The organism is Niallia sp. FSL R7-0271 (assembly GCF_038005785.1).
Classification (GTDB): Bacteria; Bacillota; Bacilli; order Bacillales; family Cytobacillaceae; genus Niallia.
Window position 1 is genome coordinate 3532219 of record NZ_JBBOTZ010000001.1, and the last position, 22103, is coordinate 3554321.

The window sequence follows — 22103 nt, forward strand, 5'->3', positions numbered from 1 at the left end:
CCTAAATTCTCTCTTTATGTTAAAAACCAAATGGATTCATCATATCGAGCATTTCCTCGATGTTTTCCAATGCTGCATCACTAATGATCATAAATACAATCGCAATCGCAATATAGGATAAAAGAATGCTGTAGAATGCATCCAATCCACCGTTACTCTGCTTTTTATAGCTGTAAATAATCAATGGAATCACAAAGGAGAATGCCGTTAATCCCAACAACAGGAAGAATACAAAAGAATAAGAACCAATTAAGGAAATAATTAGTGCAATCACAAAAAATGAGGCTGGAACTACTAAGAATGTACCAAATCTCGCTAGTACATCAAGAAAGCCGGCAGAAGATTTACCAAGCTTGACCGCTCCGAAGATAATTAGTACTACTAATGCAAGTATAATTAATAAAATAAATAATGGTTTAATTACAACAGCACCGAAGCTGATATCTGGCGAAAACCAGCCACTGTTATAGCTGCTAAATGCACTCTTTAATGCAAAATAACTCATAAGCGGAATCATCAAAGCAAATAAAACAATTGTAATGATTCCATTGATGAAATTCTCTTTCCCTGTATTTGCTGCTGCTTGAACAGGATTTTTTAATGCTGTTAAAAAGTATGAAAAGTATTGCTTGGAAACAGTCTTCGTTTTCTCTATATATGCTTGACTGCTTCCTGTCTGTCCAGCTGTTGTTGAAGCCGCTGCAGCTGCTTCCTCTTTGGACAATACTGGATTTGGGTGTGTCCCGGTTTCTGTCTGCAGATTTGCTCCGCATGATTCACAGAATCTAGCATCCCTATCATTAGGATGCCCGCACTTTACACAATTCACTGTTAAGTCTCCCCTTTTTTCTATCTATATATTGAAAATAAAGAAAAAGCTGTATTCTCATACAAAATATTCAATCCCCTAAATTTCCTCACTTATTGTAATAGGTAAATCAACTTAACACCAGTAATAATATGGTAAATAAATAATCCATTATACTCATTATTCCTTTTTAAAAAAACCACTCTAGTTTTTAATGCAATCCTTAACCTCCTGCTAATACAAGGTTTAAAACAATTAAAAAAATACGGATACCTTGTAAATTTTTCTCTGAACTTTCGTTCGACAAATTTCGAGGGTATCAGCGTAACGAATGGAATCATTTACTATTTCATCCTGCTAAAACACTACCGATATAAAGCCGATATCATTAAAAAAAGAGATTCATATAAGGACATGATGTCCAGCTGACGGGTTATCGGCCAAGGGTCTATGCCGATAAGCCGGGCTACTTTTTTCGGGAAGGATGAACACTTGTGGGGAAAATAATTTCTGGATTTTCTGCTTTTCTATTACTCTTTTCTATACCTTTAAGTACTTTTGCCCAAGAGGAGAATGTATCTTTAAAGGCAGCTAGCGTTAATACAAACTTAAACACAAGTTTGGTACCTCGGCTTGATATAAGCAAGCATCTTAACTTTGACAATGTGGAGGATTATCCGCTTATCAGGGACGGTGCTGTGGCGGGAAGCTTGACCGACAGTGTCGGCAGTACCAATACAGTTACCTATATTGGCACCTCTTCCTCTGAAACCGCAGATGAAGCGATGAATTTGCTGCTGGCTGTTCAAAATGACAGCACAAATAAGGATGCTTTTTTGGATATAGAATTTTACACAGACAATAATGGGGCCCTTGACTATATCGGCGGCATTTCAAACGATATGTCTTCCTCTTTCGGAAACATGAAGCTTGGAATAACGCTTCCAAAGTCACTTTATAAAAACAGTGCCTACATATACTTGCGTCTTGGCACCTCGAAAAGCCAGTCTGATTTATATTATTCTGATACAACTTATTTCAAGGTAGCAAACCCATTTTACACAGGAACTGCTTTAAACATAAGCAGCGGGACAAGCTATTACAGCTTAATCAGCAATGAATCTACCAATGCTTATCAAAGCGAAAATACTGGGTCATTAGAGATTAACAATGACGAATATACGTTCAACAAAAACATGGAAAAAGAAGCCTATATGCTTGATTATGTCGTTCCGTTCGAGCCAGAAGATGCGGACAAAGTAACGACTAAAAGCACCAATTCTGTAATCGCCTCCTATGATGAGGGCGACAGCAAAGCATTTTGGGTAACAAATATTGAGACAAATGAAGATTACCAGCTGACTGCAAAGCTTCTGTACAGTGGCACCTACGCAGATGTGTGGGTAAATAACAATGAAATTACGGCAGATGCGGCTGCACAGCTCGGCAAGGAATTCGATGATTCTATTCACCTTTCTGTGGCAACAAATTTCGGGAAGGAATCAGATGTTAATAATGACGGAAAGGTTAACATCCTTGCCTATGATATTAAGGATGGGTTTACTGGTAGCGGCGGCTATGTTGCTGGCTATTTCTCGCCTGTCGATTTATATAATGATACAAACTCAAATAAGTCAGAGATTTTCTATATTGATACGTACCCGCTCATGTATGACGCAGGCGATATCGATGTGTCTGAGGCTTATATGACACTTGCCCATGAATTTCAGCATATGGTCAGCTTTAACCAAAATGTGTTTATCCAAGGATCTACACAGCTGGACACATGGCTTGATGAAGGGTTGGCGATGGCAGCCGAACAAATCTATTCAAAGGATATCCTGCAAAGCAGGATTGATTATTATAATTACAGCACAAGCATCACATCAGGGCAGTCCTTACTGAATTGGGATTATTACGGGGACACGTTAGCGAATTACTCCCTTTCCTACTTGTTCCTGCAATATTTGAAATACCAGGCTGGCCAAGGGGACAGCATCTTTAAGGAAATTATCGCAGACACAAACAGCAATTACAAAGCAGTCGAGAACATCATTCATAAATATATTGATCCTAAACTAACATTCGGACAATTTATGACGAATTTCCGGGCAGCACTTGTCTTGAAGAAGGATTCTGGTCCGTACGGCTTTAAAGGCGTTTCCGCTTTTGATTCCCTTAAAGAGAAGCTGTACAGCGGGACAACAACTTTGTCTTTAAAAGGCGGCGGTGCTGTTGTAAAAGGATTAAGCTCACCAGAAGACTTTTCTGTACCATCAACGAAGGGTGCCGATATTACGTATACAATGCTGACAAACAGCAGCGGCACAGATGTGCCGACAACTCCGACTGTGTATGCAATAGGTGACAGTGATACTGCTTTAAGCGGGATTGCCGACCCATACACAACCATCTTTATTACAGCAAATGGAACAACAATCGGCAGCGGCGCAGCAAGCAGCAACGGGACGTTCCAAATCACGATTCCGAAGCAAAAGGCTGGTACAAAACTAGCCGTCTATTCAATTGATACAGCTGGCAGCCGCAGTGCAGAGGCAGCTGTTACCGTGAAGGATAAAACAGCACCATCCAAGCCGAAGGTTAACACTGTCAGTGATTCTTCCACAAACGTCACTGGAACTGCTGAAGCAGGTTCGACTGTTCAAGTTCGATCAGGCTATTCAACTATTGGAAAAACAACAGCTGACAGTAAAGGTGCTTTTAAAATAACAATTACGAAGCAAAAGGCAAGCACAAAGCTGGTTGTGAATGCAACAGACAAAGCTGGCAATAAGAGCGGTGACACATCTGTCACTGTTGTCGATAAAATAGCACCAACAAAGCCAAGTGTTAGCTCGATCAGTGATGCGACAACATATGTGACAGGCAAGACAGAAGCAAAAGCAAAAGTGTATGTAAAAAGAGGCAGCACAACAATTGGCACAGCAACAGCCGACAGCAAGGGAGCCTATAAAATCAAAATAGCGAAGCAAAAGGCAGGCACGTATTTAACGGTGTATGCTGAGGATGCTGCCCATAATAAGAGTAATTCTGTTTCTATTAAAGTTGCCGACAAAACAGCACCAGGCGCACCTAGTGCTAAAACGGTCACATCGAAATCAACAAGTATTTCTGGCAGTGCAGAAAAAGGAGCTACCGTTTATGTGTACAGAGGCAGCAAATATTTAGGAAAAGCGACTGTCAGCTCAAATGGAACATACAAAGTGAAATTGCGCAAACAGAAAAAAGGCACTTCCTTGAAGCTGTATGCGAAAGATAAAGCAGGCAATAAGAGTTCTTATCGAACCATAAAAGTAAAATAATAAAAACGGCGTCTCTGAAGGTGAAAACCGCTTCAGGACGCTGTTTTTTGCTAGTTAAACAAACGTTTGATTAAAGCTAACTGCAGAAAAAAAAGAAGCTTCCATGGCTGGAGCTTCTTTTTTTCATCAGCTGTTCAGCTGCTTATCTACTAAATCAGCAACTAAAATATACCGTTTCGGAGCATCTCCGATATAGTTAAACGGATAGCAGGTTGTGACAGTTAATGTTGCTTTCGGTTTTGGAACGATAACCGTTCTATCATCCTTATCAACAATTCTGACCCGTTTCACTTTATACGTAAATTCCCCAGCAGCTGTCTTCACTGTTAGAAGATCACCTTTGCCAACTTCCCCAAGTCTTCTAAACACAGTATCTCGATGGCCGGAAAGCACCGTATTGTCCTCTTCACCAGGCATAACACTGCCTGCAAAATGACCAACACCCTTTTCCAGCTCATCTTCATCTGTGCCATGAATGATTGGAAGAGTCGCCTCTAGCTTCGGAATAAGCAAATCCCCCATATAGTCCCCTACTGTTGGCATTTCTGCATAAAGCGGAGTCTCATCTGGTGGTTCTTCCGGCTCTTCCTCCACTGCCGGAGGAGCTTCCGTTTTCTCCTCTTCTTCCTTCGGCAAATCATCTGCTTTCACTTGCTCTGTCTTATAAAGGAAATAGCCCTTTAAAAAAGGATAAAAGTTGGAGCTGGTAAACCAGACTCCAACTATAATGACAGCAGCAGTCAATGAAAGAAGAATCCATTGCTTACGGCTATTTCCTCTTCTGTTTTTATTGGCTGCCCGCATTTTTTATTGTCCTTTCACCCAAACACGTCTAAACAACACAACACCAGCAAGCACAATCACAAGTCCAATGATTGTATTTTGCAAGTAGTCAGAAGCAGTGTTTGGCAGCTTTCCGCCTTTTACAGTCTTTTCAACCGCTTTAGTAGCTGTTTTTACTGGAATTTCTTTTACGATTTGTTCTGCTTCTTGAAGGTCTTTACCAGTCTCTTTGATTATTTCAGAACCGAACATTTCATTCGTTAGAATGATATCTGCCAGGAAATCACCTTGTTTATTGTAAAGCTCAATCAGCAAGTCTGCACCATCTGTTGACGTCATCGTCATCATGCTTTGTACAGATAATGGTTTTTTCACACCATCTTTAACAAGATAATACTTCACATCAAGCTGCAAAATATCCAGCATGTCGTTCGAGATATCCAATAGCTCAGCAATTTGCTCTGCTGTCAGGTCATCTGCAGAATCGAATTCACCAAATGCCATCATTCTTTCGCTCAATGTATATAGTTGATCCTCAAAATCAGGGTTTTCTTCATAAATTGTTATAAAATGCTCAAGCAATCTGTCCATTTCTTCTTCTGTCAGGTCCATGGATAGGAACAGCTCGTCAATCTCTGCTTCTAAATCTGCTCCACCATTCATGTAATAATCTACAGTAGAGTCAAGGTCTTCGATAAATTCATAGTGATCGATAGACTCATCAAACTGCTGAAGATACTCTTCTAATTCATCAGCAGATGCAAAGCCGTATCTTTCTACAAGCTCTTGCAGGTTCTCATCATTGATAAGTGTGCCATAAGTATCATCTAAATAGTAGCCAACATAATCATAAACCTCTTCAGCGAAAAGAAGGTATTCGCTATCAAGAACGTCTTGTCCCACTTCAATATCACCATAATCAGCAAGAAGCTCATTTAACTCTTCTCTTGTTAGATCATAGTCTGTCAAAATTGGCTCGATAGATTCTTCTGTTAATGGTGTGCCCAGCTCATCAGCAGATTCGAAATCTTCCAAATACCAATCTTTGCTTTCTAAGTAATCGATATAATCCTGCTTTTCCCAGCCGATTTCTTCTAAAAATGCTTCGAAATCCTTATCATTAGATTCCATTGCAAACGAAGTTACAGGCAGAAGGCTTAAAGCCAGTAAAATAGCTGTAAACAAACAAAGTAAACGCTTCATTGGTTCCCCCTACTATCTCTATTTTTAGTTTTCAATTTATTATACTTGCAGAAAAAGGGATTAGAAACAAAAATATTTTTCTAAAATAAAATATTTTTGTTGCTTTTTTACTAGAAACCCATACTGAGTAAGAAAAGTAACTATTTTACAATAAATGCATTATACAAAGGGAGATTAGCTTGGAAAAAATCGCTTAAATAAGGAAGATAGCCAACCTACATCTGCCGTGTTAAGCAGCTTCAGCATCCTTTCTGCCACTTTTTGATAATCTTCCTTTGTTACGGCATTTTCATAATCAAACCAAATGCCATCTTGATCTATTGATTTACTTCCCAGTCTGTACCGATTATTCATATGATGAGCTGTAACCTTATTAGGCAGAATCTCTTTTCCCCAAATCATGGTTGTTCCCTCTTTAGGACAAACAGCTAACTCCACAATAAATGAACCTCCCCATTTATTGAATTGGAAGGTAATTAAATCAATATTGTTTTTATTCCTTCTTCTGAAATGGTTAAGAGAACCTTTAAAGCCTTGTCGCCTTAAAACAGGAATGACTACCTCTTTTAACGCAGTGAGCATTTCTCTTCTTTGATCTGACAGCATTCCATTACTCCTTCTCATGTAGTTAAATTACAATCTTAGCAGCTGTCCTACGCTGAAAAAAACAATTTATTTCTAACACTGTAAACATTTCAAGCAAACAAGCATACTCTAACTCTTGAACAAAATAAAAAGCCCTAATAAAATTAGGACTTTTCCTCAAAAATCTTTGCACCATATATGCATGAATAACATAAGATACATCCTGGGCATAGGCAAATGCCGTTAAAAAAACACATAGAGCTCCCTTTTAGCAGGTAAGCTTACCGGCGGCCTACATTGGTATTCAGCTTTGCCAATTCAGACTCTAACAGGCTCATCAATTCCTTCACTGTAGCACCCTCATTGCCTTTATTGTACACACTCAGCAATAATGTCTTGAAGTCCTCTTTATTGTCAGCCATATTATCGCTCCATTTTTTATTTTTTTATTTCAACAAACCATCAGTTCATGAACATGAAAATATTTTATATTATATGCCTGATTTCCAAGAACGTTATTTAGTGTTAAGCCCTTTCTAAAATGAAAGAGCACAATCCCTGATTGATTCCCATTTTTAACGGCTGATAAACTGGTTAGCTTGGACTAATTTACATAAATGAATAAAGCAGCTAATAACGCTTTGTTATTAGCTGCTTTTAGTTAAATGTTCTGGATAGAGAATTTTTCATGTATATGATTAGAAGCAGAGGGTTACTTGCCGTGCATCTAGATGAATCAATATGCTATTTGATACTAAATATTTTCAAGAAGAGAAAGATATTGAAGTGAGATTTTTTATTGTTTTCTCCATTTTTTCCGCTGGAGAATAACAAATAGGGAGGATATCGTGATGCCCATCAGCAAAGCAAGCACAGCAGCACCAATATAAAACGGGGCAGACGGCCAGTAATGGTTTGTATAGAAGATAAAACAGGCAAAAATAAGAAGAACAGCTAAAAACAGTTCAAACACTAACGTAACAAACAGAAACGCTAAATAAGGCCTGACAATTGCTTTATGCGACACATGTTCTAACGTCATGCCTTGCCACCAAAGCTCCCCGAGACGGCTGAGTTTCTTCATCCCCCATCACCTCAATTATATTGTTAATTCATTGTATGTTGGGGGTGAGGGAGATTTTCATCGTTCCTTTAAATATTGTCAGCTACATAAATATTAGGATCGAGAAAAGAAGTATTGACCATTAGCAGCAAGTAACCATAAAACTTTTAATTCATTTTTATCTTCACTATTTCCTCTACGCTATTTTTATTTGTATTTAATATAAGATAGACTGCTTTAATATCTTCTACAGCAGCAGTTCCGTCTACTTCATTAAAGGAACTTTTTTCAGTTAATTCTTTAAGTGATGTTAATTTATTTGTCACCTTAACAATGGAGTCATACTCCATATATTTATATACAATTTCTAAATCAGATCTTAATAGCTTATGATAAAAATGCTGCACAGATTGTTGTATATCAGTATTCCTTACAGGAGATTTCTTAGCAATTTCATCTAAAGTATTTTCACATGTATAAATTAACTCCTCAAGAACTTCCAATCTTACTTTAGACGCTTCTAAAAAAAGCATAAAGTTTCGCCGGTCTATTCTTTCCTTCACTATGTAGCATGTTAATAGTGTTCCAATACAAGCCACTATAACTCCAGTTATTCCTCCAATTATTTCATTAAGCATGTAGAAAAGCAGCCATATCCACAACAAAAGAAGCGCAAAAATAATTATATATATCTTATAAGATTTCATTTTTCTCAACTTACCGCCTCCTACGCCTATTATTAAGAAAAGAATATTGCATTAATACAAATTATAACATTTTTGTATATTTATCTTAATTTAATTCTATTAAATTAAAAAACTAAAGTCGATTTCGATAAATTATATATTTATTAACTGAGCTACCAAAGATGACACTAGCTACTATAGTACTATGCTTCTGTAGAAAATTGTCGAACTTTTTTTCTTTATCTAAGTAACTATTTAAAGTAATATTAAAAATGCGACAAAATACCTATACAGGAGTTCATATGTTACATTCTATGATAGACAATCAAGAGCTAGATACAGATTGGATAGAATTGATTTCATATGCTAAGGAGATAGGTATGTCCATAGAGGAAATTAGAAAGATTCTCACTATACTTAAACCTGCTTAAGGTTCTTTTTAGCATAATAATCATTCATCATTAACTTTCTCTCCCTTCCATAAGGAAAGGAGATTTTTTTTATTACTTTCCACTATCTCTTCTCAAATACTGGATTAAGATTTCATCCAGTCATGATAAATTCTTTATAAGATGTTGCTGCAAGTTCCCTACCCCAATGTGTCTACAACTAATAAAAATAGCTGTTTCGCTTAGTGTTTAATGAAAAAAAGCAGGAGATTATCTCCTGCTTTTAGTACCATCTTTTATGTGATTATTTTCACAAATATCCATTGCTCTATTCAAGCCTTACTATAACTTTTTACAGCTGTGCCGTTCTCCAAGCCCGCACATTCTCCCGTCTATACACATCTGCTTTATCCACTGACTGGAACAGATTCATTTTATATTGAACAACCTCTTTTGCAGCGTCAATGCAATCAGGATAAATAGCATTTGGATCCCACAGCTCTGTTTCAGCAAGTATTTCACGACACTTTTTGTAGAAAGCATATTTATAATCAGAGGAGATATTAACCTTCTGAATGCCGATTTTGACTGCCTCGGCAATCTCCTCATCTGGGTTGGCAGAGCCGCCATGTAAAACTAGCGGGATATCAACAACTTCTTTGATTTGGCGCAAAATATCCATGCGCAGCTGTGGCTTCATGTCTTTTGGATAAATACCGTGACAAGTGCCGATTGCGACTGCTAATGTGTCAACACCAGTGCTTTCAACGAATTCCCTCGCATCTTCTGGTCTTGTGTAAATAACCTCAGTTACGCCACCTTCAATTGTTGTGCCTGTATTGCCAATTGTTCCTAGCTCTCCTTCTACTGACACGCCAAGAGGATGGGCGATATCAACGATTTGCTTTGTAACTCTGATATTTTCTTCAAGAGGTAGAAGCGAACCGTCAATCATGACAGAGCTGAAGCCGACGTGGATGGCTCTCATAATACTTTCCACACTATCGCCATGATCAAGATGAAGCACAAATGGCACATGACTGTTTTTGATCCGGGCAAGCACATAGTGAAAGAAATCATCCTTTGTGAAATCTAGCTCTGTCGGGTGCACGGCGATAATAGCTGGTGAGTTGTTTTTCTCTGCCTCTTCGACAACCACTCTTAAGAAATTACTGTCCGCTACATTAAAGGCTCCTACCGCAAATTGGTGCTCCTGTGCCACTTCTAATAATTGCTTCATGTTTACTAACATTGTCTCTCCCCATTTCGATTAGATTTTTATAAAGACTTGCCTGTTGACTCAGATAAATCCATATAATATTTAACCATTTCCTTGCCAGCATCGACTGTACCTTGGATAAGGCGAACATAATCGACAGTCTCATTTTCCTTTAAGTATTCTTGAATACTGTTGACTTGAGCCTTCATGAAATCAGAACCAACATTGATTTTATTGATGCCAAGGGCAATTGACTTTTTAATATTTGCTTCTCCGCAGCCTGAGCCGCCATGTAAGACAAGGGGTATATTTGTTTCTGCTTTAATTTTCTCGACTATATCAAAGCGGAATGGCGGCACATAGCCGTCTGGATAGTCGCCATGACTTGAGCCATAAGAAATCGCTAAAGCATCAATTCCTGTTCGTCTTGCATACTCAATAGCTGCATCCGGGTCTGTGTACATATCATCATTAGTGAGATTATTGCGGGAAACAGAGCCGATATTGCCAATCTCGCCTTCCACACTGGCATCATAGGTTTGAGCAAACTCAACCATCTTTTTGGTAATCTCAATATTCTGTTCAAGCGGATAAGCAGACGCATCCATCATCACACTTGAAAAGCCGTCTCTTAAGCATCTTTTCACAAAGCCTACATCCTTGCCATGGTCGAGATTAATTGCAACCTCAACACTTGCGTCGCGTGCCATTTCGATAATCGGCTGTGTCAGCAATTTACTGCCAAGATGTGCTTGTAAATGGTCTTGCAGAAGATCAATGATAACAGGCGCTCTTAATTCTTGAGCTGCTAATATGACGGCCTTTGCTGTCTCTAAATTGAAGCAATTGATAGCCATCACAGCGTATTTTCCTTTGTTGGCACGTGCAAGCATGCCTTTCATGGAAACATACATAAGCCTCTTCCCTCCTGATTAAAATGAGATTTTTACATCAGATAAGTCCATATTTTCTTCCTCTGTTGTTTCCTCCGCTTTCTCGACAGGCTCCTTCTTCCAGAAGAACAGCATCAAGCCTGTTACAACAGAACCAATCAGTAACGCCAGACAGAATAGAAACGGATGATTCATGGCTGGTACGATGAACATGCCGCCAGATGGGACAGGTGAGCCTACACCCCAAAGCATGGAGAAACCGCCGCCAACTGCTGCACCGAGTGTACAGGAAACAACTACTCTTACGATATCAACAGCAGCAATAGGAATAACACCTTCAGTGATCATACAAACACCCATTGGAAAGGCAATTTTAATATTATCTTCCTCTGATTTCGTATATTTCTTTTTCTTTAATGCTTTTGATAATACCCATGAGATAGCAACACCGAATGGCGGCACCATAGATGCGAGTATTTTAACGGCTTCTGGTTCATATATGCCTTCAAGCAGCAAGCCGTCGGCAAAGAGGGAGGCTACTTTATTGACAGGACCGCCGAAATCAAATGCTGCCATGCCGCCTAAGATTGCCCCAAACACAAACCTCATCGAGCCTTGCATGCTCGTCAAGAACGATGTTAAGCCATCTGTCGCCCACACAATCGGCACCCCAAGTACAAAGAACATGAGAAGCCCGACAACGAGACTGGAGATGAGAGGAATAATCATCATTGGCATAAGCCCTTCCGCCCATCTTGGCACCTTCAAGTTATTCTTTAAGAAGAGTACAAAGTAACCGACAATAAAACCGCCAAGCATGCCTCCTAAGAAGCCAGCACCAATCGCATTAGCAATCAACCCCATCAGCAAGCCTGGTGCAATACCTGGACGATCAGCAATCGAGTAGGCAATCGCCCCGGCAATGACCGGAGCAAGCAGGCCCATTCCTAGTACACCTAATGACACAAGAGCAGATGGAATCGAGAAGGCTTCTTGATAGTTTTCAATAACAGTCCCGCCTGTCAGATTCCCGATCGCAATTAGTAAACCTGAAGCCACTACTAATGGCAGCATATAGGAAATTGCAGTTAACGCATGCTTTTTAATTTGCAGTTTTTTCAGCATATAAAAGACCCCTTCACTGGTTTTTGTTTAATTCAGCTTCAATCTTTTTGTATAGCTGCTTAGGTGCTTTAATAGCAATATGTGTCGGCACCTCCACAATTCTTTTGCCCTTAAAACGCTCCTTTCCGCTCACCTTTATATCTGCGGCAATGATGACAAGATCAGCTGCTTTTATTTCATCCGCTGTCAGCTCATCCTCAATCCCGATTGTTCCTTGTGTCTCAATCCTGACTTTATGGCCAAACTCCTGTCCTGCCTTAATCAGCTTTTCCTTCGCAATATACGTATGAGCAATTCCAGAGGTACAAGCAGAGATTCCAACAATGTTCATAAGATATTCCTCCTGTCAGTTGTTTTCAGCAAAGATCTCAATGAATTCTTTTCTTGTCTTAAGGGACTGGAACTTTTCAATTTTCTCCTCATCAGCAAGCAAGACAGCAACCTTCTGCAGGAGCTTAATATGAGTTGTTGTCTTGTCGCTATTCTTGACAGCAAATAAGATAATAATATTAATCGGCCCCCCGTCCAGCGACTCCCACTCTATCTCCTTATTTGTCCTGCCGATGGCAATTGATGTTTTTTGAACAAAGTCTGACTTACCGTGAGGAATGGCAATCCCCTTTTCCAAGCCAGTCGGCCCGGCATTTTCACGAAAAAGGACATCTTCTATAAATGCTTCTTCATCTGTTACGCAACCGTTTACAAATAACAGGTGGGTTAATTCAGCAATAACACCAAGCTTAGTTGTCGCCTGTAAATCGAGATTAATTAACTCCTCTGTCACAACTTTTGTAAAGTCTAAGTCATCCATTTTCACATCCATTTTGATCCTCCTATTTAATTCTTTATAGCCATCATCTGTTATAGATGATTACTTGATTTTTGTAGTAATCCTTAATAAACTGATCAATCTTGTATTTATCATCTTCATTTAATATCGGGCTGACCAGGATTGTCGGCTTGTCGCTGATGCTGTGTGTTTTCACTGTGGAAATGACCAGCTCAACATCCTCATAATCAGACTGCTTAATGCGCTCTTGAGCGATGATTTTATTAATGTGAATATTCGGAAAGTTTTTCCTGATTTTTTCGCTCAGCATATGAGACGTGCCAACTCCACTCGTACATTCAATTAAAATCGGAATCTGGTTCACAAAGCGATCATCATAGGAAATTTGAAAATACAGCGTAATATAACCAATTTCTTCATCTGTCAGATGCTTATCATAGATACCTTCTTCCATTAATTCATTTGCCGAAAATCGAACAAGCTGAAAAATATTAGAGAAATTCGTTTTAATTGATTTCAAGATTGGATTAATAATATAAATCTGGTGATTAAGGCGATAAACCATAGAGTGAAGATGCATCGTCAATCTTTCCCGCAGCTCTCTGTCCTCTGTAAACCGGTAGCCGCTGTTTCTCGAGACTCTGGAAATAAGCTGGTCTGCGAGAGCAATAACCTGGTTATTCAACAATACTTCAGACTGCTGGTTAAGCAGAAATCGGGAGTTAAGCTTATAAGCCTTTAAAATATAGTAGAGATTCAGCATTTCATAATGCTTTAATTGGAAGGAAAATTGCTTTTCAAGCTTTTCAGCTAAAGAACGAACCATTGGATAGATGGCAGAGCTGTCGTCAATCTGTTCATAGATGATTTCCTCATTAGGAAACAGCTGGAGATGATGCGCTTGCTTTTCAATAATGGATAAAAGGGAGCAAAACAAGGTTAAATAATAGGGCTGATCTAAAAGCAAGTCCTGTTCCTCCTGAAACTCATGGAGAATCTGCTTTATTTCTGCTAATCTCCCATTCTTCACCTGAATGTCCTTAATGGAATCGGGAATATCATACTGACAAAACGGATCGCCAATCTGCGTTAAATAGCTTTCAATAATAACAGCCATCAGCCTATACAGAGAGAATTGATCACCACTGATGAAGGTTCCCTCATTCGTCCGAGATAAGCGGATGCCATATGGCACAAGCTTCTTCTCAATATGCTTAAAATCATTCAAGATAGAGCTCTGACTGACAAAATAGCGCTCCGAGATTTTCTGAATAGAAGTCTTGCATGGGGCAATCGAAAGGAGAAATAACAACAAATCTAAACGCCGCTCATTAGGATGCTCGAACTGATCAGAAAGTGCTGACTCCTCTTCTTCCAATATCTCCAGCAAATAACCATTATTCTCTTTCTTCGTGAGCCGATAAGCAGAGCAATGATTCCCAATATCCTGCATATCACGATAAATCGTCTTCCGTGAAACAGCCAGCCGCTCCGCCAACTCAGAGGCCGTCACAAACCTCCTCTCTCCCAGCAGAATTTCAATAATTTCACATTGACGCTTATTCATGAACTTTCATCACCTCGTTTCTATGCTCTTATCTTACCAACGTGTAAGCGGATACACAATTACAATTTTGGGGTGGATTTTGTGTCCTTATTGGAGGGAGTAATCAATAATGGAATAATGACTAAGAGAGACTATTAAACACATATAAATTCTTTTTTCTTTATCTATTTAAATATAAAGCGCAAGCTGTCACTTCAACAACACTTCAAAATAAGCTATATCTAGTTCCTGATTAACGTCTTCAATTTTCAATTATAATTATTATTTTACTACGTTCTATTACTCCTTAATAATTCGTTCTTAAAAATGTTTTATTTTAGGTTTATAGTCCTAATTACTTGGGTATATAGTCACTGTTGTGTTATTATCATTTCCTGTCCAATTAAAAAGCGAGGTGAAACAAAGGGCTTCAATCATATAAATATTTAACATACTCAATCGTTCTTTCATTATTTGATAAGAACATTTCCAACTATATATTTCAGTTTCAAAATTCTTTACATCAAAAAATATAAATTAAAGTTATTGCGAGGGGCAAAAATGGGAATTAGAAGAAAAGTGTTTATTGGGTTCGGTGCGATATTATTGTTTATTATTGGGTTTGCTGTTGTTGGTTATTGGGGAAATGATCGTGCTGATAATCAGATGGCAACATTAATTGATACAGATTATAGACTTGTTTCTTTGGCAAATAACCTGGAGGAAAATGTTGCGGAACGTGTTATTATCGCTCGTGGTTATGTGTTATATGGAAATGAAAAATATAAAACGCAGTTTGCTCAGAAAACAGAGGAAGCTGACTTGTTAATGGATGAAATGAAAGAAATATTAGGGGATAATGCAGATTTTGCTGATGCTGTTGCGAAAACGGCAAAATGGGAGAACCTCATTACAGATCAAGTTATTCCTGCTTACGATGAAGGGGGTTTTGATGCGGCAATACCATTAATGGAGCAATATTGCCAAGTGTGGTCGTCAGATGCTATGGATGCTTGGGATAAGATAAAGGATACAGTCGATGGGCAATTATTGAAAACAAGTGATAGCATCATCTCGGAAAATCATGCCCAGAAGAATGTATTTATGGTAATGGCTGTTTTAACTGCAGTGATTGTGTTAGCTGTGGCTGCATGGATGATTTACACTGTCGTAAAACCAATCAAAGTAATTGAAGGAAGACTTACTCAAATTAGTAATAATGATTTATCTGGAGAACCACTTTCTATCAATAGTCAGGATGAATTCTCGCAGCTTGCTAATGCTGTGAATATGATGGTCGCAAACTTAGTAGGCATGATTGACCGCATTAAAACAACAGAAGGAAGATTGTTGAACACTTCAAGTCAGCTGCTTGGTGCAAGACAGGATTTGGAGGCCCAATCAGGTGGAATTCTTGAGTCTTTTGAACAAGTATCTATCGGTTCCATGCTTCAAAAGAATACAGCTAATGACATGGCTGCAACGATGTCTGAAGGTGCAAAAGGTATTGAGCTTATTGCAAGCTCCTCCTCTTCAGTTGCCGACTACTCAGTCCGTGTTAATGACGCAGCAAGTGAAGGTAATAAAGTTATTCAAGAAACTTTGGATGAGTTAAAGGGCTTAAATAGTACTGTTACGGAAACAGTTTCCGTTATGGAAGGTCTCGGAGAAAGAACAAATAGAATTGGAGCAATATCAGAGGTTATCACTAATATTGCAGAGCAGACGAACCTGCTTGCTCTTAATGCGACAATTGAAGCTGCAAGAGCTGGCGAACATGGGAAAGGATTTGCTGTGGTTGCAACAGAGGTTAGAAAGCTTGCAGAGAACTCTAAAGCATCTGCAGAGGAAATTGCTGATTTGATTGCAGTAGTTAAACATGATACAGAAACAGCAGTCACTTCAACTATTAAAAGTAAAAGTGAGATGGAAAGCAGCTTATTTGCAGCTAATAATGCTGGTTTAGCCTTTAAAAACATTTTAGCTTCTATCGAAAATATCGTCGCTCAGATTCAAGATATCTCTGCTACATCTGAGGAACTGTCTGCTAGTGTTGAGGAAATCACAGCCTCTGCTGATGAATTGGCCGCTATTGCAAGTGAAAATGTTGACCATGTTAATGCTGTAGCCTCTGCTTCTCAAAATCAAACTGCAACTAATGAACAAGTGGGCAGTTTGATAAATGAGCTGAATGAGATGTCTAAGGAACTTAATGATACAATGGAAAGATTCAAGTTATAATTAGTCAAAACGCCGCTTATTAAACGGCGTTTTTTTCTTACATTTAATAAACCAACTCAACCTCCCGATGCTCCCAAACATCAAACAAATTCCCGTCCAAGTCCTCTAATGTGAAAAAGTTTCCATTATGTCCTTCATTGCTGATTTCGCTCACTAGTACTCCTTTTGCTAACAGCCTTTTATGAAGGAATTCAATATCGTCGGTGAAGAAGGTGATGATCCAGCGTTTTCTGCCTTCGACACGAAAGTGGGCACGAGACATGTCATCACTTTGTAAAAGATGCAGGATAGGTCGGTCATCCCGGAATAAACTGACGGAATCTTCTTGATGATGTCTTGCATTAAAGCCGAAGTTTTCCGTCCACCACTCAGCAGCTCTTTCCATATCTGCTGTTGGGATAACATTATAAGCGATACCTAATACTCTTCCCCTTGTACTGATGTTAGCTGTCATTCTCTTCACACTCCTTAATTCAATCGATTATTTTCTCATAAATTTGTTATTCTATCTCCTAGATGAAAATACCTTTCAGTTGCGCAAAGATAATGTTTCGGAACAGAATAATTGAATGCGCTTTCCTTGGGTGTTATAGTGAAAATAAGTATGACATATAATAACGAACGGAGATGAACTTATGCTGAATGTCAGAGGCTTATCATATAAAGATGTTAAAATCAGCCACTTGAGCTCCTTTGATGGCTATCAGATAAACTTTCGCATTAATGATCATTTATATCAATTTTTGGTAGGAAATAAGAAAAGACCTTTCCCTTTGAATGTGATGCATATCTTCAAAGAAAAGGATGTATGTGCCTTCTGCAACAAGACGATCTATCCGTACCCTGCTGGGCAGCAAATCTGCTTTGAGTTTCAGAAGCATTTACCGTCCTTGTTGAATCACTTCCAGACAATGTATCCGAAAGAATTTATTGCTTAAGGAGGGAGATTGCTCCCTCCTTTTTCTTATGATAATTCTATCCATTTAGAGGAGATATAGATGCCCTCTCCCCCAACCTCCAATGCTTCCACATTATTATTAGCATCAACCTTAACATGAGAGATAATTTCTGATGGGGCATTCATCGCATGTCCTTGTTCAAAAATAAGGCTTGTGGCGCCTGGCTTCACTACATTATGTTTATAAAGATAGCCTGTTAACGCTCCACTTGCCGTGCCTGTTGCGCTTTCCTCATTGATGTCATATAGCGGTGCAAAATTACGGCAGAAGGCATCAACTCCAGAATCTGTATCTAAAGTAAAGACATGATAACCGACTACTTCCAGCTTGGCGCTTATTTCTTTCATTCTATTAAAATCTGGTTGAAGCGTTTGAAGCACTTGATTATTTTTGACTGGAATTATGATATCCTTTAATCCTGTTGAGACTATCTTAATAGGAAGAGTTGTCATGATATCCGCCTCATTTATATGCAGTGACTCGGCAATTCCTTTTTGTCCAGCTCCTGCCCAAATTGAGGATTATTTTGTGTTAGAAAAACCTTCTCCCCTTCTATCCGAACTGGCAGGATGCCTGCTTTCGTTTCAATTGTAAAATTGTTTTTGCTGACAGCCTTTCTTTGCACTAATAACGCAAAAGAAGCAATTGTTGCATGGCCGCATAAGTCCACCTCAGACACCGGTGTAAAGTATTTAATTTTATAGTCTGCTGCAGAAGAACTTTGAATAAAGGCTGTTTCAGACAGACCCATTTCAGAAGCAATGTACTGCATGTCTTCTGCACTCAGTCCATCTCCATCCACTACAACTCCTGCGGGATTGCCTCCTGATTTGTTTTTTGTAAAAGCATTTACTATAAATACTTGGATGTTCATTGGATATCATTTCCTTTCGGTATTTATGCATATATAATGACCTTAAGGAAAAGAAACTCAGCAGCGTTGATATGCAACCCACATTATTTTTGCCAAAAGTAACCTTTCGAGCTTTATTAGCAAATCTATAGAAGTCTGTAGCTTTATTACGATTGATAAGGGTAAATAGTTTCCCTTCTAATTAGCTTATACCTATATTAACGAAGAAAGAAGGCGTGACATATTGAAAATGCCAGAAGTATACCTAATTGGCGAACTAAGAATGAAAGACTTCGAAATCTTTAGACTTATGCAAACAAAAACAGATGGATGGAATTATGTAATTGGCTTTCTTGTTATAGAAGACTGCAAGAGGAAAACCCGGTTATCAGATTATCCTTTCTTAGAAGCAGTATATAAAGCTAACCCAGAAGAGTTTGAGGCATCTGATAATCTAATAAAAGTGCAGGCAATTATCGCAGAGCCACTTGGTGAAGAGGATACAGAAGTGTTAGAGCATATTGGTGTCAGTTTAGTTGAATTCAAGGAGCATACTGATGTTACGTTTGCTGTAATCGTGAAGGAAAATCTCGACGATTTAATTGATAACTTGGATGAAAAGCCGTTTGAGGTATATACAGAACTGTTGCAGCATTCCGAGTCAAAACCTAATGTTTCTCATTTTAAGAGGGAGTCCTTTCGAAGGCTTTATCAAGATGAATCTTCTTCCTAACACAGAGAGCCCTTATCAATGAGATACGGGCTTTACTGTGTTGTATGGTTAAAAGAACCAAGGTATCTGTCGGTGTGTGAGTGTGTGAGTATAACAAGATACCTCAGATAGGAAATAAGACCTATAATTGGTATTATATTACCAGAATCTATAATGGTAAAGAGGTAAGTAATTCCAAATTATATAAAACAAAAAGCCCTTCTCAAAATGAGAAGGACAATAAGGTTAGTTTTCGAACTTTCTTTTCTTTCCACATCGTACACACTTGTCAGTATAGTAACTGAACTTATGCCTACGTTTACATAGGCAAATAATTGCTTTGAAAAACATGTTAGCACTCCCTTGATGATTTTCAATCGAGGTAGTCCAGCCATCATAGATTTCCTTAGACCTGTGACTTTGCGTCCCATTTTTTCAAGATGGTTTGCCTTTGTCTGATTGGAAAGATATATGGATATATTAACAGTATAATGATAGTTTTTCCATTAACAGCTCATTACATCTTGTTAACATCTATTACAGAGAAGACAAACAACTGTTTATAAAGCTTTACATTATTTACCCTTAAACATAAAAAGACCCTAAAAGCACCATTGGACATCGGGCTCTTAAGGCTAGAAAAGAAACTCCACATCAACACAATAGTTTAGGGTTGGGGTACTATTTGTGTGATGGGGGAACTTACACTTATATATCGTCAAATAATAATATAGATTTAATAAAAATTTTTCCCAGCCTAAACGACTAGTTTTTCTAATAAAAACTAGTCATATTTGTTAAAATTTTCATATGACAGACATAGTTTCTTCCTATACAATAAGGAAGTTCTTAATAACTTTTAAGCCTTACCTTCTAGGTAAGGTCTTTTTTTTGCGTAAGAGAATCATAAACTTAAGGCTAGAGCGAAACCAATACTTTAGCATGGGTTACTATGTGACTTATTCAAGCAGTGTTCTCTCCTCTCAAACATCCTCCACATCATTCCTCAAAACCCACTTCTTATACACCCTCTTTCCCAAGGCAGTTCAGATGGCAGAAAGCCCACTTCCTTAGCAATAAAGAAATCTCCTTCGCCTAGTAATAATTGATTTTCTTTCATCTCCCAGATTGGAAAGGTATGGCCTTTATACTTTGCATACTGATTAAGATAATATAAACTACTGATTTTCTCTCTTTTTACAAGATTTTCGTAGTTTCATTTTCATTGAGTTCAAAGTCTGCAGGTGCTGAGGCAGGGTCTCTAACAATTAATTGAAATGTTATGTTATCCTTTTGTATATATTCAAACTCCATTCCCTTATTTATATAAGGCTCTCCTGCCGCTCCACATTTGTCTCCTCCGTTCTGTAGCTATCTTTCTTTTATAGTCTATTAACCGAAGATTAGCTTTAAGAAATCTTGTCTATCTACTTTATCTGTGTCAGTGCAAGTTGGTAGCAGTTAGAGCTAGTTTCATTTGCCCAGCCTCTTCTATTAACATTAAATCATTTTCAACCGCACTGTTTAAAATAATTGTGATACTATCAGCGGCAAAGCCTTCCAGTGATTGCGGTAAATATTTTACTTCTTCTCGTTTGTAGGCTGCCCATGCTGTATAAGCAACAGTATCAACTAACAGAGACCATATCAAAGCAATGTTTAAGTTTTCTTCTTCCTCCATATATTCCGAGATGCCTGTATAGTCAGCATTATCAATAAGCTCATACAGCTCATCTCCTGTTACTGCCCCAGATTCTACCCAAAGCCAGCACTTATCCAAAGCATCTCTGCCAACTGGATATCTTTCATCTGATTTATTGATTACAGAGAATACTATTTCAGTAGTAACAACGGTCTCTATTATATTCACTGTAAATATTGAAAATAGAATTCATTTGTTTTGTATGCTGACCCCTTAAACAAAAATCTACAATGCAATTAAATTAAATTATTAGGAAGCTTTTTTAATTATCTTGCATCCCAATCACAATCCATTCATCAACAACGTCCCAAAAACTCACATTATATTCTGGCTGATCATTAGTAAACCACAGTGTTGCTATGTCATCATTATTGTTGTCTAAATCTATAGCAACATAGCCTCCCATGCCACTCTGAAAAAAACCATAAGTCTTTTCCATATTAATCCTTAATGGTTCATCTAATTCCTCAAGTATTCCCCATTCATACTCATCAAAACGAGTAACATGCTCAAATGGCACAAGTCCCATAGCACTACTTGCGAAATAATAGAAGCCATTATGTAACTCTTCATAAAACGCCTTAATCACTTCTGGGAATGCTACCCAATCATTTAGTACTGACTTGGTTGAAATACCGCCTTCATAATAGTGAATTTCTTCATCTTCACTTTTAATACTGTAAAGTACTGCATATTTTCCATTGTCTATAATTAATTCAAGTTCCACTAAATTTTCTTTTATGTATGAAATTGTATTGCTTAATTCCTTCTCACAAACACTTTTCCATAAAGCTATTAATTTATCCTTTTGAATAAATTTATCTGCTTCTCGAAAGATCTCTAGCCATTTTCCCGGTATTTTTCCGTTTTCTATATGCAGCAAGTCTTTGTCAGATACAAACTCAATACTCTTTCTATATTGTTTAAGAAAAGCTATTTTATCCAATAAAATCATTCCTTTTTATTATTCTAAAAGAAAAGGTTCATGTTATTTACTATCCAACTACTATTACTGTTCGGCTGAAGGATTATATTCAAGCTTTACATTTTTTAATCGATCCATTACTTTACTTATCCTTTCTGATTTGTTAGCTCACCTACGGCATCAATTGCATTAAATGAACTTAAGCACTTTGTTATATATTCAACACTTCCTAGTCTATTAATTACGGAGAATCTGCCCATTCATGTGGCACAGACTTTAGATATTTTTTATATTTTTA

General features: G+C 38.0%; 23 protein-coding genes and 1 riboswitch. Of the genes, 5 read left to right on the forward strand and 18 right to left on the reverse strand.

Translation table 11 applies throughout. The features are described from left to right. Nucleotides 1–19 precede the first annotated feature (19 nt). Complete coding sequence (locus tag MKX82_RS18045) at nucleotides 20–829, reverse strand: zinc ribbon domain-containing protein (protein ID WP_341078940.1); 810 nt, start codon at nucleotides 827–829, stop codon at nucleotides 20–22. 473 nt (nucleotides 830–1302) lie between these two features. Here MKX82_RS18045 and MKX82_RS18050 point away from each other — a divergent pair, with 473 nt between their 5' ends. Next, nucleotides 1303–4131, forward strand: a complete 2829-nt coding sequence (locus tag MKX82_RS18050; RefSeq protein ID WP_341078942.1) for an Ig-like domain-containing protein — start codon at nucleotides 1303–1305, stop codon at nucleotides 4129–4131. A gap of 126 nt (nucleotides 4132–4257) precedes the next feature. On the opposite strand, the gene MKX82_RS18055 is transcribed toward MKX82_RS18050, so the two are convergent. From MKX82_RS18055 to MKX82_RS18080, 6 genes are all read right to left on the reverse strand, one after another. After that, on the reverse strand, nucleotides 4258–4935 hold the full coding sequence (locus tag MKX82_RS18055; RefSeq protein ID WP_341078943.1) for a class D sortase: 678 nt from the start codon (nucleotides 4933–4935) through the stop codon (nucleotides 4258–4260). Nucleotides 4936–4938: 3 nt separating this feature from the next. Next, nucleotides 4939–6117, reverse strand: coding sequence for a processed acidic surface protein (locus MKX82_RS18060; protein ID WP_237941983.1), 1179 nt, complete (start codon nucleotides 6115–6117; stop codon nucleotides 4939–4941). A gap of 174 nt (nucleotides 6118–6291) precedes the next feature. After that, entirely contained in the window at nucleotides 6292–6723 is a 432-nt protein-coding gene (locus MKX82_RS18065) for a DUF4304 domain-containing protein (RefSeq protein WP_341078946.1), read from the reverse strand. A 260-nt stretch (nucleotides 6724–6983) separates the two neighbouring features. Further along, complete coding sequence (locus MKX82_RS18070; RefSeq protein WP_233315781.1) at nucleotides 6984–7124, reverse strand: hypothetical protein; 141 nt, start codon at nucleotides 7122–7124, stop codon at nucleotides 6984–6986. A gap of 374 nt (nucleotides 7125–7498) precedes the next feature. Then, nucleotides 7499–7786, reverse strand: coding sequence for a hypothetical protein (locus MKX82_RS18075; protein WP_233315782.1), 288 nt, complete (start codon nucleotides 7784–7786; stop codon nucleotides 7499–7501). A 146-nt stretch (nucleotides 7787–7932) separates the two neighbouring features. Further along, nucleotides 7933–8481, reverse strand: coding sequence for a hypothetical protein (locus tag MKX82_RS18080; RefSeq protein ID WP_341078948.1), 549 nt, complete (start codon nucleotides 8479–8481; stop codon nucleotides 7933–7935). Between the two features lie 284 nt (nucleotides 8482–8765). Here MKX82_RS18080 and sinI point away from each other — a divergent pair, with 284 nt between their 5' ends. Further along, a complete protein-coding gene (gene sinI / locus MKX82_RS18085) occupies nucleotides 8766–8882 on the forward strand; it encodes a DNA-binding anti-repressor SinI (RefSeq protein WP_233316137.1) in 117 nt (38 codons plus the stop codon). 310 nt (nucleotides 8883–9192) lie between these two features. Here the strand turns inward: sinI and MKX82_RS18090 are convergent, their stop codons facing one another. The 6 genes from MKX82_RS18090 to MKX82_RS18115 are packed head-to-tail and all read right to left on the reverse strand — an operon-like array spanning nucleotide 9193 to nucleotide 14434. After that, the gene (locus MKX82_RS18090) at nucleotides 9193–10092 is read right to left on the reverse strand and encodes a ketose-bisphosphate aldolase (protein WP_233315784.1); all 900 of its coding nucleotides are present in this window, start codon (nucleotides 10090–10092) and stop codon (nucleotides 9193–9195) included. Between the two features lie 26 nt (nucleotides 10093–10118). Beyond that, complete coding sequence (locus tag MKX82_RS18095) at nucleotides 10119–10973, reverse strand: class II fructose-bisphosphate aldolase (protein ID WP_237941986.1); 855 nt, start codon at nucleotides 10971–10973, stop codon at nucleotides 10119–10121. 18 nt (nucleotides 10974–10991) lie between these two features. Beyond that, entirely contained in the window at nucleotides 10992–12074 is a 1083-nt protein-coding gene (locus MKX82_RS18100; RefSeq protein WP_341079579.1) for a PTS fructose transporter subunit IIC, read from the reverse strand. 16 nt (nucleotides 12075–12090) lie between these two features. Further along, nucleotides 12091–12408: a PTS fructose transporter subunit IIB gene (locus tag MKX82_RS18105; RefSeq protein WP_233315786.1), complete on the reverse strand. Its 318-nt coding sequence runs from the start codon at nucleotides 12406–12408 to the stop codon at nucleotides 12091–12093. 15 nt (nucleotides 12409–12423) lie between these two features. Next, nucleotides 12424–12894: a PTS sugar transporter subunit IIA gene (locus tag MKX82_RS18110; protein WP_396953783.1), complete on the reverse strand. Its 471-nt coding sequence runs from the start codon at nucleotides 12892–12894 to the stop codon at nucleotides 12424–12426. A gap of 37 nt (nucleotides 12895–12931) precedes the next feature. After that, nucleotides 12932–14434, reverse strand: coding sequence for a BglG family transcription antiterminator (locus MKX82_RS18115; RefSeq protein WP_341078955.1), 1503 nt, complete (start codon nucleotides 14432–14434; stop codon nucleotides 12932–12934). 540 nt (nucleotides 14435–14974) lie between these two features. On the opposite strand from MKX82_RS18115, the gene MKX82_RS18120 reads away from it, so the two are divergent. Next, nucleotides 14975–16654, forward strand: a complete 1680-nt coding sequence (locus MKX82_RS18120) for a methyl-accepting chemotaxis protein (RefSeq protein ID WP_341078957.1) — start codon at nucleotides 14975–14977, stop codon at nucleotides 16652–16654. A gap of 43 nt (nucleotides 16655–16697) precedes the next feature. On the opposite strand, the gene MKX82_RS18125 is transcribed toward MKX82_RS18120, so the two are convergent. Continuing rightward, a complete protein-coding gene (locus tag MKX82_RS18125) occupies nucleotides 16698–17108 on the reverse strand; it encodes a VOC family protein (RefSeq protein ID WP_341078959.1) in 411 nt (136 codons plus the stop codon). Nucleotides 17109–17289: 181 nt separating this feature from the next. On the opposite strand from MKX82_RS18125, the gene MKX82_RS18130 reads away from it, so the two are divergent. Beyond that, complete coding sequence (locus tag MKX82_RS18130; protein WP_341078960.1) at nucleotides 17290–17592, forward strand: hypothetical protein; 303 nt, start codon at nucleotides 17290–17292, stop codon at nucleotides 17590–17592. Between the two features lie 26 nt (nucleotides 17593–17618). Here the strand turns inward: MKX82_RS18130 and MKX82_RS18135 are convergent, their stop codons facing one another. Beyond that, nucleotides 17619–18065, reverse strand: coding sequence for a PhzF family phenazine biosynthesis protein (locus tag MKX82_RS18135; protein WP_341078962.1), 447 nt, complete (start codon nucleotides 18063–18065; stop codon nucleotides 17619–17621). 14 nt (nucleotides 18066–18079) lie between these two features. Beyond that, entirely contained in the window at nucleotides 18080–18487 is a 408-nt protein-coding gene (locus MKX82_RS18140) for a PhzF family phenazine biosynthesis protein (protein WP_341078965.1), read from the reverse strand. Between the two features lie 229 nt (nucleotides 18488–18716). Between MKX82_RS18140 and MKX82_RS18145 the strand changes: the two genes are divergently transcribed. Then, entirely contained in the window at nucleotides 18717–19199 is a 483-nt protein-coding gene (locus tag MKX82_RS18145) for a hypothetical protein (RefSeq protein WP_341078966.1), read from the forward strand. A gap of 357 nt (nucleotides 19200–19556) precedes the next feature. Beyond that, nucleotides 19557–19638: riboswitch (cyclic di-GMP riboswitch) on the reverse strand. Between the two features lie 981 nt (nucleotides 19639–20619). On the opposite strand, the gene MKX82_RS18150 is transcribed toward MKX82_RS18145, so the two are convergent. Both MKX82_RS18150 and MKX82_RS18155 read right to left on the reverse strand, forming a co-directional pair. Next, nucleotides 20620–21048 carry an Imm6 family immunity protein gene (locus MKX82_RS18150; protein WP_341078968.1) on the reverse strand — a complete coding sequence of 143 codons (429 nt, stop codon included), beginning with the start codon at nucleotides 21046–21048 and terminating at the stop codon, nucleotides 20620–20622. Between the two features lie 94 nt (nucleotides 21049–21142). Further along, nucleotides 21143–21826 (reverse strand): SMI1/KNR4 family protein, encoded by a 684-nt coding sequence (locus MKX82_RS18155; RefSeq protein WP_445738834.1) that lies wholly within the window; start codon nucleotides 21824–21826, stop codon nucleotides 21143–21145. Between the last annotated feature and the right edge of the window lie 277 nt (nucleotides 21827–22103).

Coding starts and splice junctions, on each gene's coding strand:
- MKX82_RS18090 (WP_233315784.1), bottom strand. CDS start 10,092: ATGTTAGTAAACATGAAGCAATTATTAGAAGTGGCACAGGAGCACCAA.
- MKX82_RS18115 (WP_341078955.1), bottom strand. CDS start 14,434: ATGAATAAGCGTCAATGTGAAATTATTGAAATTCTGCTGGGAGAGAGG.
- MKX82_RS18105 (WP_233315786.1), bottom strand. CDS start 12,408: ATGAACATTGTTGGAATCTCTGCTTGTACCTCTGGAATTGCTCATACG.
- MKX82_RS18060 (WP_237941983.1), bottom strand. CDS start 6,117: ATGAAGCGTTTACTTTGTTTGTTTACAGCTATTTTACTGGCTTTAAGC.
- MKX82_RS18130 (WP_341078960.1), top strand. CDS start 17,290: ATGCTGAATGTCAGAGGCTTATCATATAAAGATGTTAAAATCAGCCAC.
- MKX82_RS18065 (WP_341078946.1), bottom strand. CDS start 6,723: ATGCTGTCAGATCAAAGAAGAGAAATGCTCACTGCGTTAAAAGAGGTA.
- MKX82_RS18070 (WP_233315781.1), bottom strand. CDS start 7,124: ATGGCTGACAATAAAGAGGACTTCAAGACATTATTGCTGAGTGTGTAC.
- MKX82_RS18075 (WP_233315782.1), bottom strand. CDS start 7,786: ATGAAGAAACTCAGCCGTCTCGGGGAGCTTTGGTGGCAAGGCATGACG.
- MKX82_RS18120 (WP_341078957.1), top strand. CDS start 14,975: ATGGGAATTAGAAGAAAAGTGTTTATTGGGTTCGGTGCGATATTATTG.
- MKX82_RS18125 (WP_341078959.1), bottom strand. CDS start 17,108: ATGACAGCTAACATCAGTACAAGGGGAAGAGTATTAGGTATCGCTTAT.
- MKX82_RS18095 (WP_237941986.1), bottom strand. CDS start 10,973: ATGTATGTTTCCATGAAAGGCATGCTTGCACGTGCCAACAAAGGAAAA.
- MKX82_RS18055 (WP_341078943.1), bottom strand. CDS start 4,935: ATGCGGGCAGCCAATAAAAACAGAAGAGGAAATAGCCGTAAGCAATGG.
- sinI (WP_233316137.1), top strand. CDS start 8,766: ATGATAGACAATCAAGAGCTAGATACAGATTGGATAGAATTGATTTCA.
- MKX82_RS18135 (WP_341078962.1), bottom strand. CDS start 18,065: ATGACAACTCTTCCTATTAAGATAGTCTCAACAGGATTAAAGGATATC.
- MKX82_RS18140 (WP_341078965.1), bottom strand. CDS start 18,487: ATGAACATCCAAGTATTTATAGTAAATGCTTTTACAAAAAACAAATCA.
- MKX82_RS18145 (WP_341078966.1), top strand. CDS start 18,717: ATGCCAGAAGTATACCTAATTGGCGAACTAAGAATGAAAGACTTCGAA.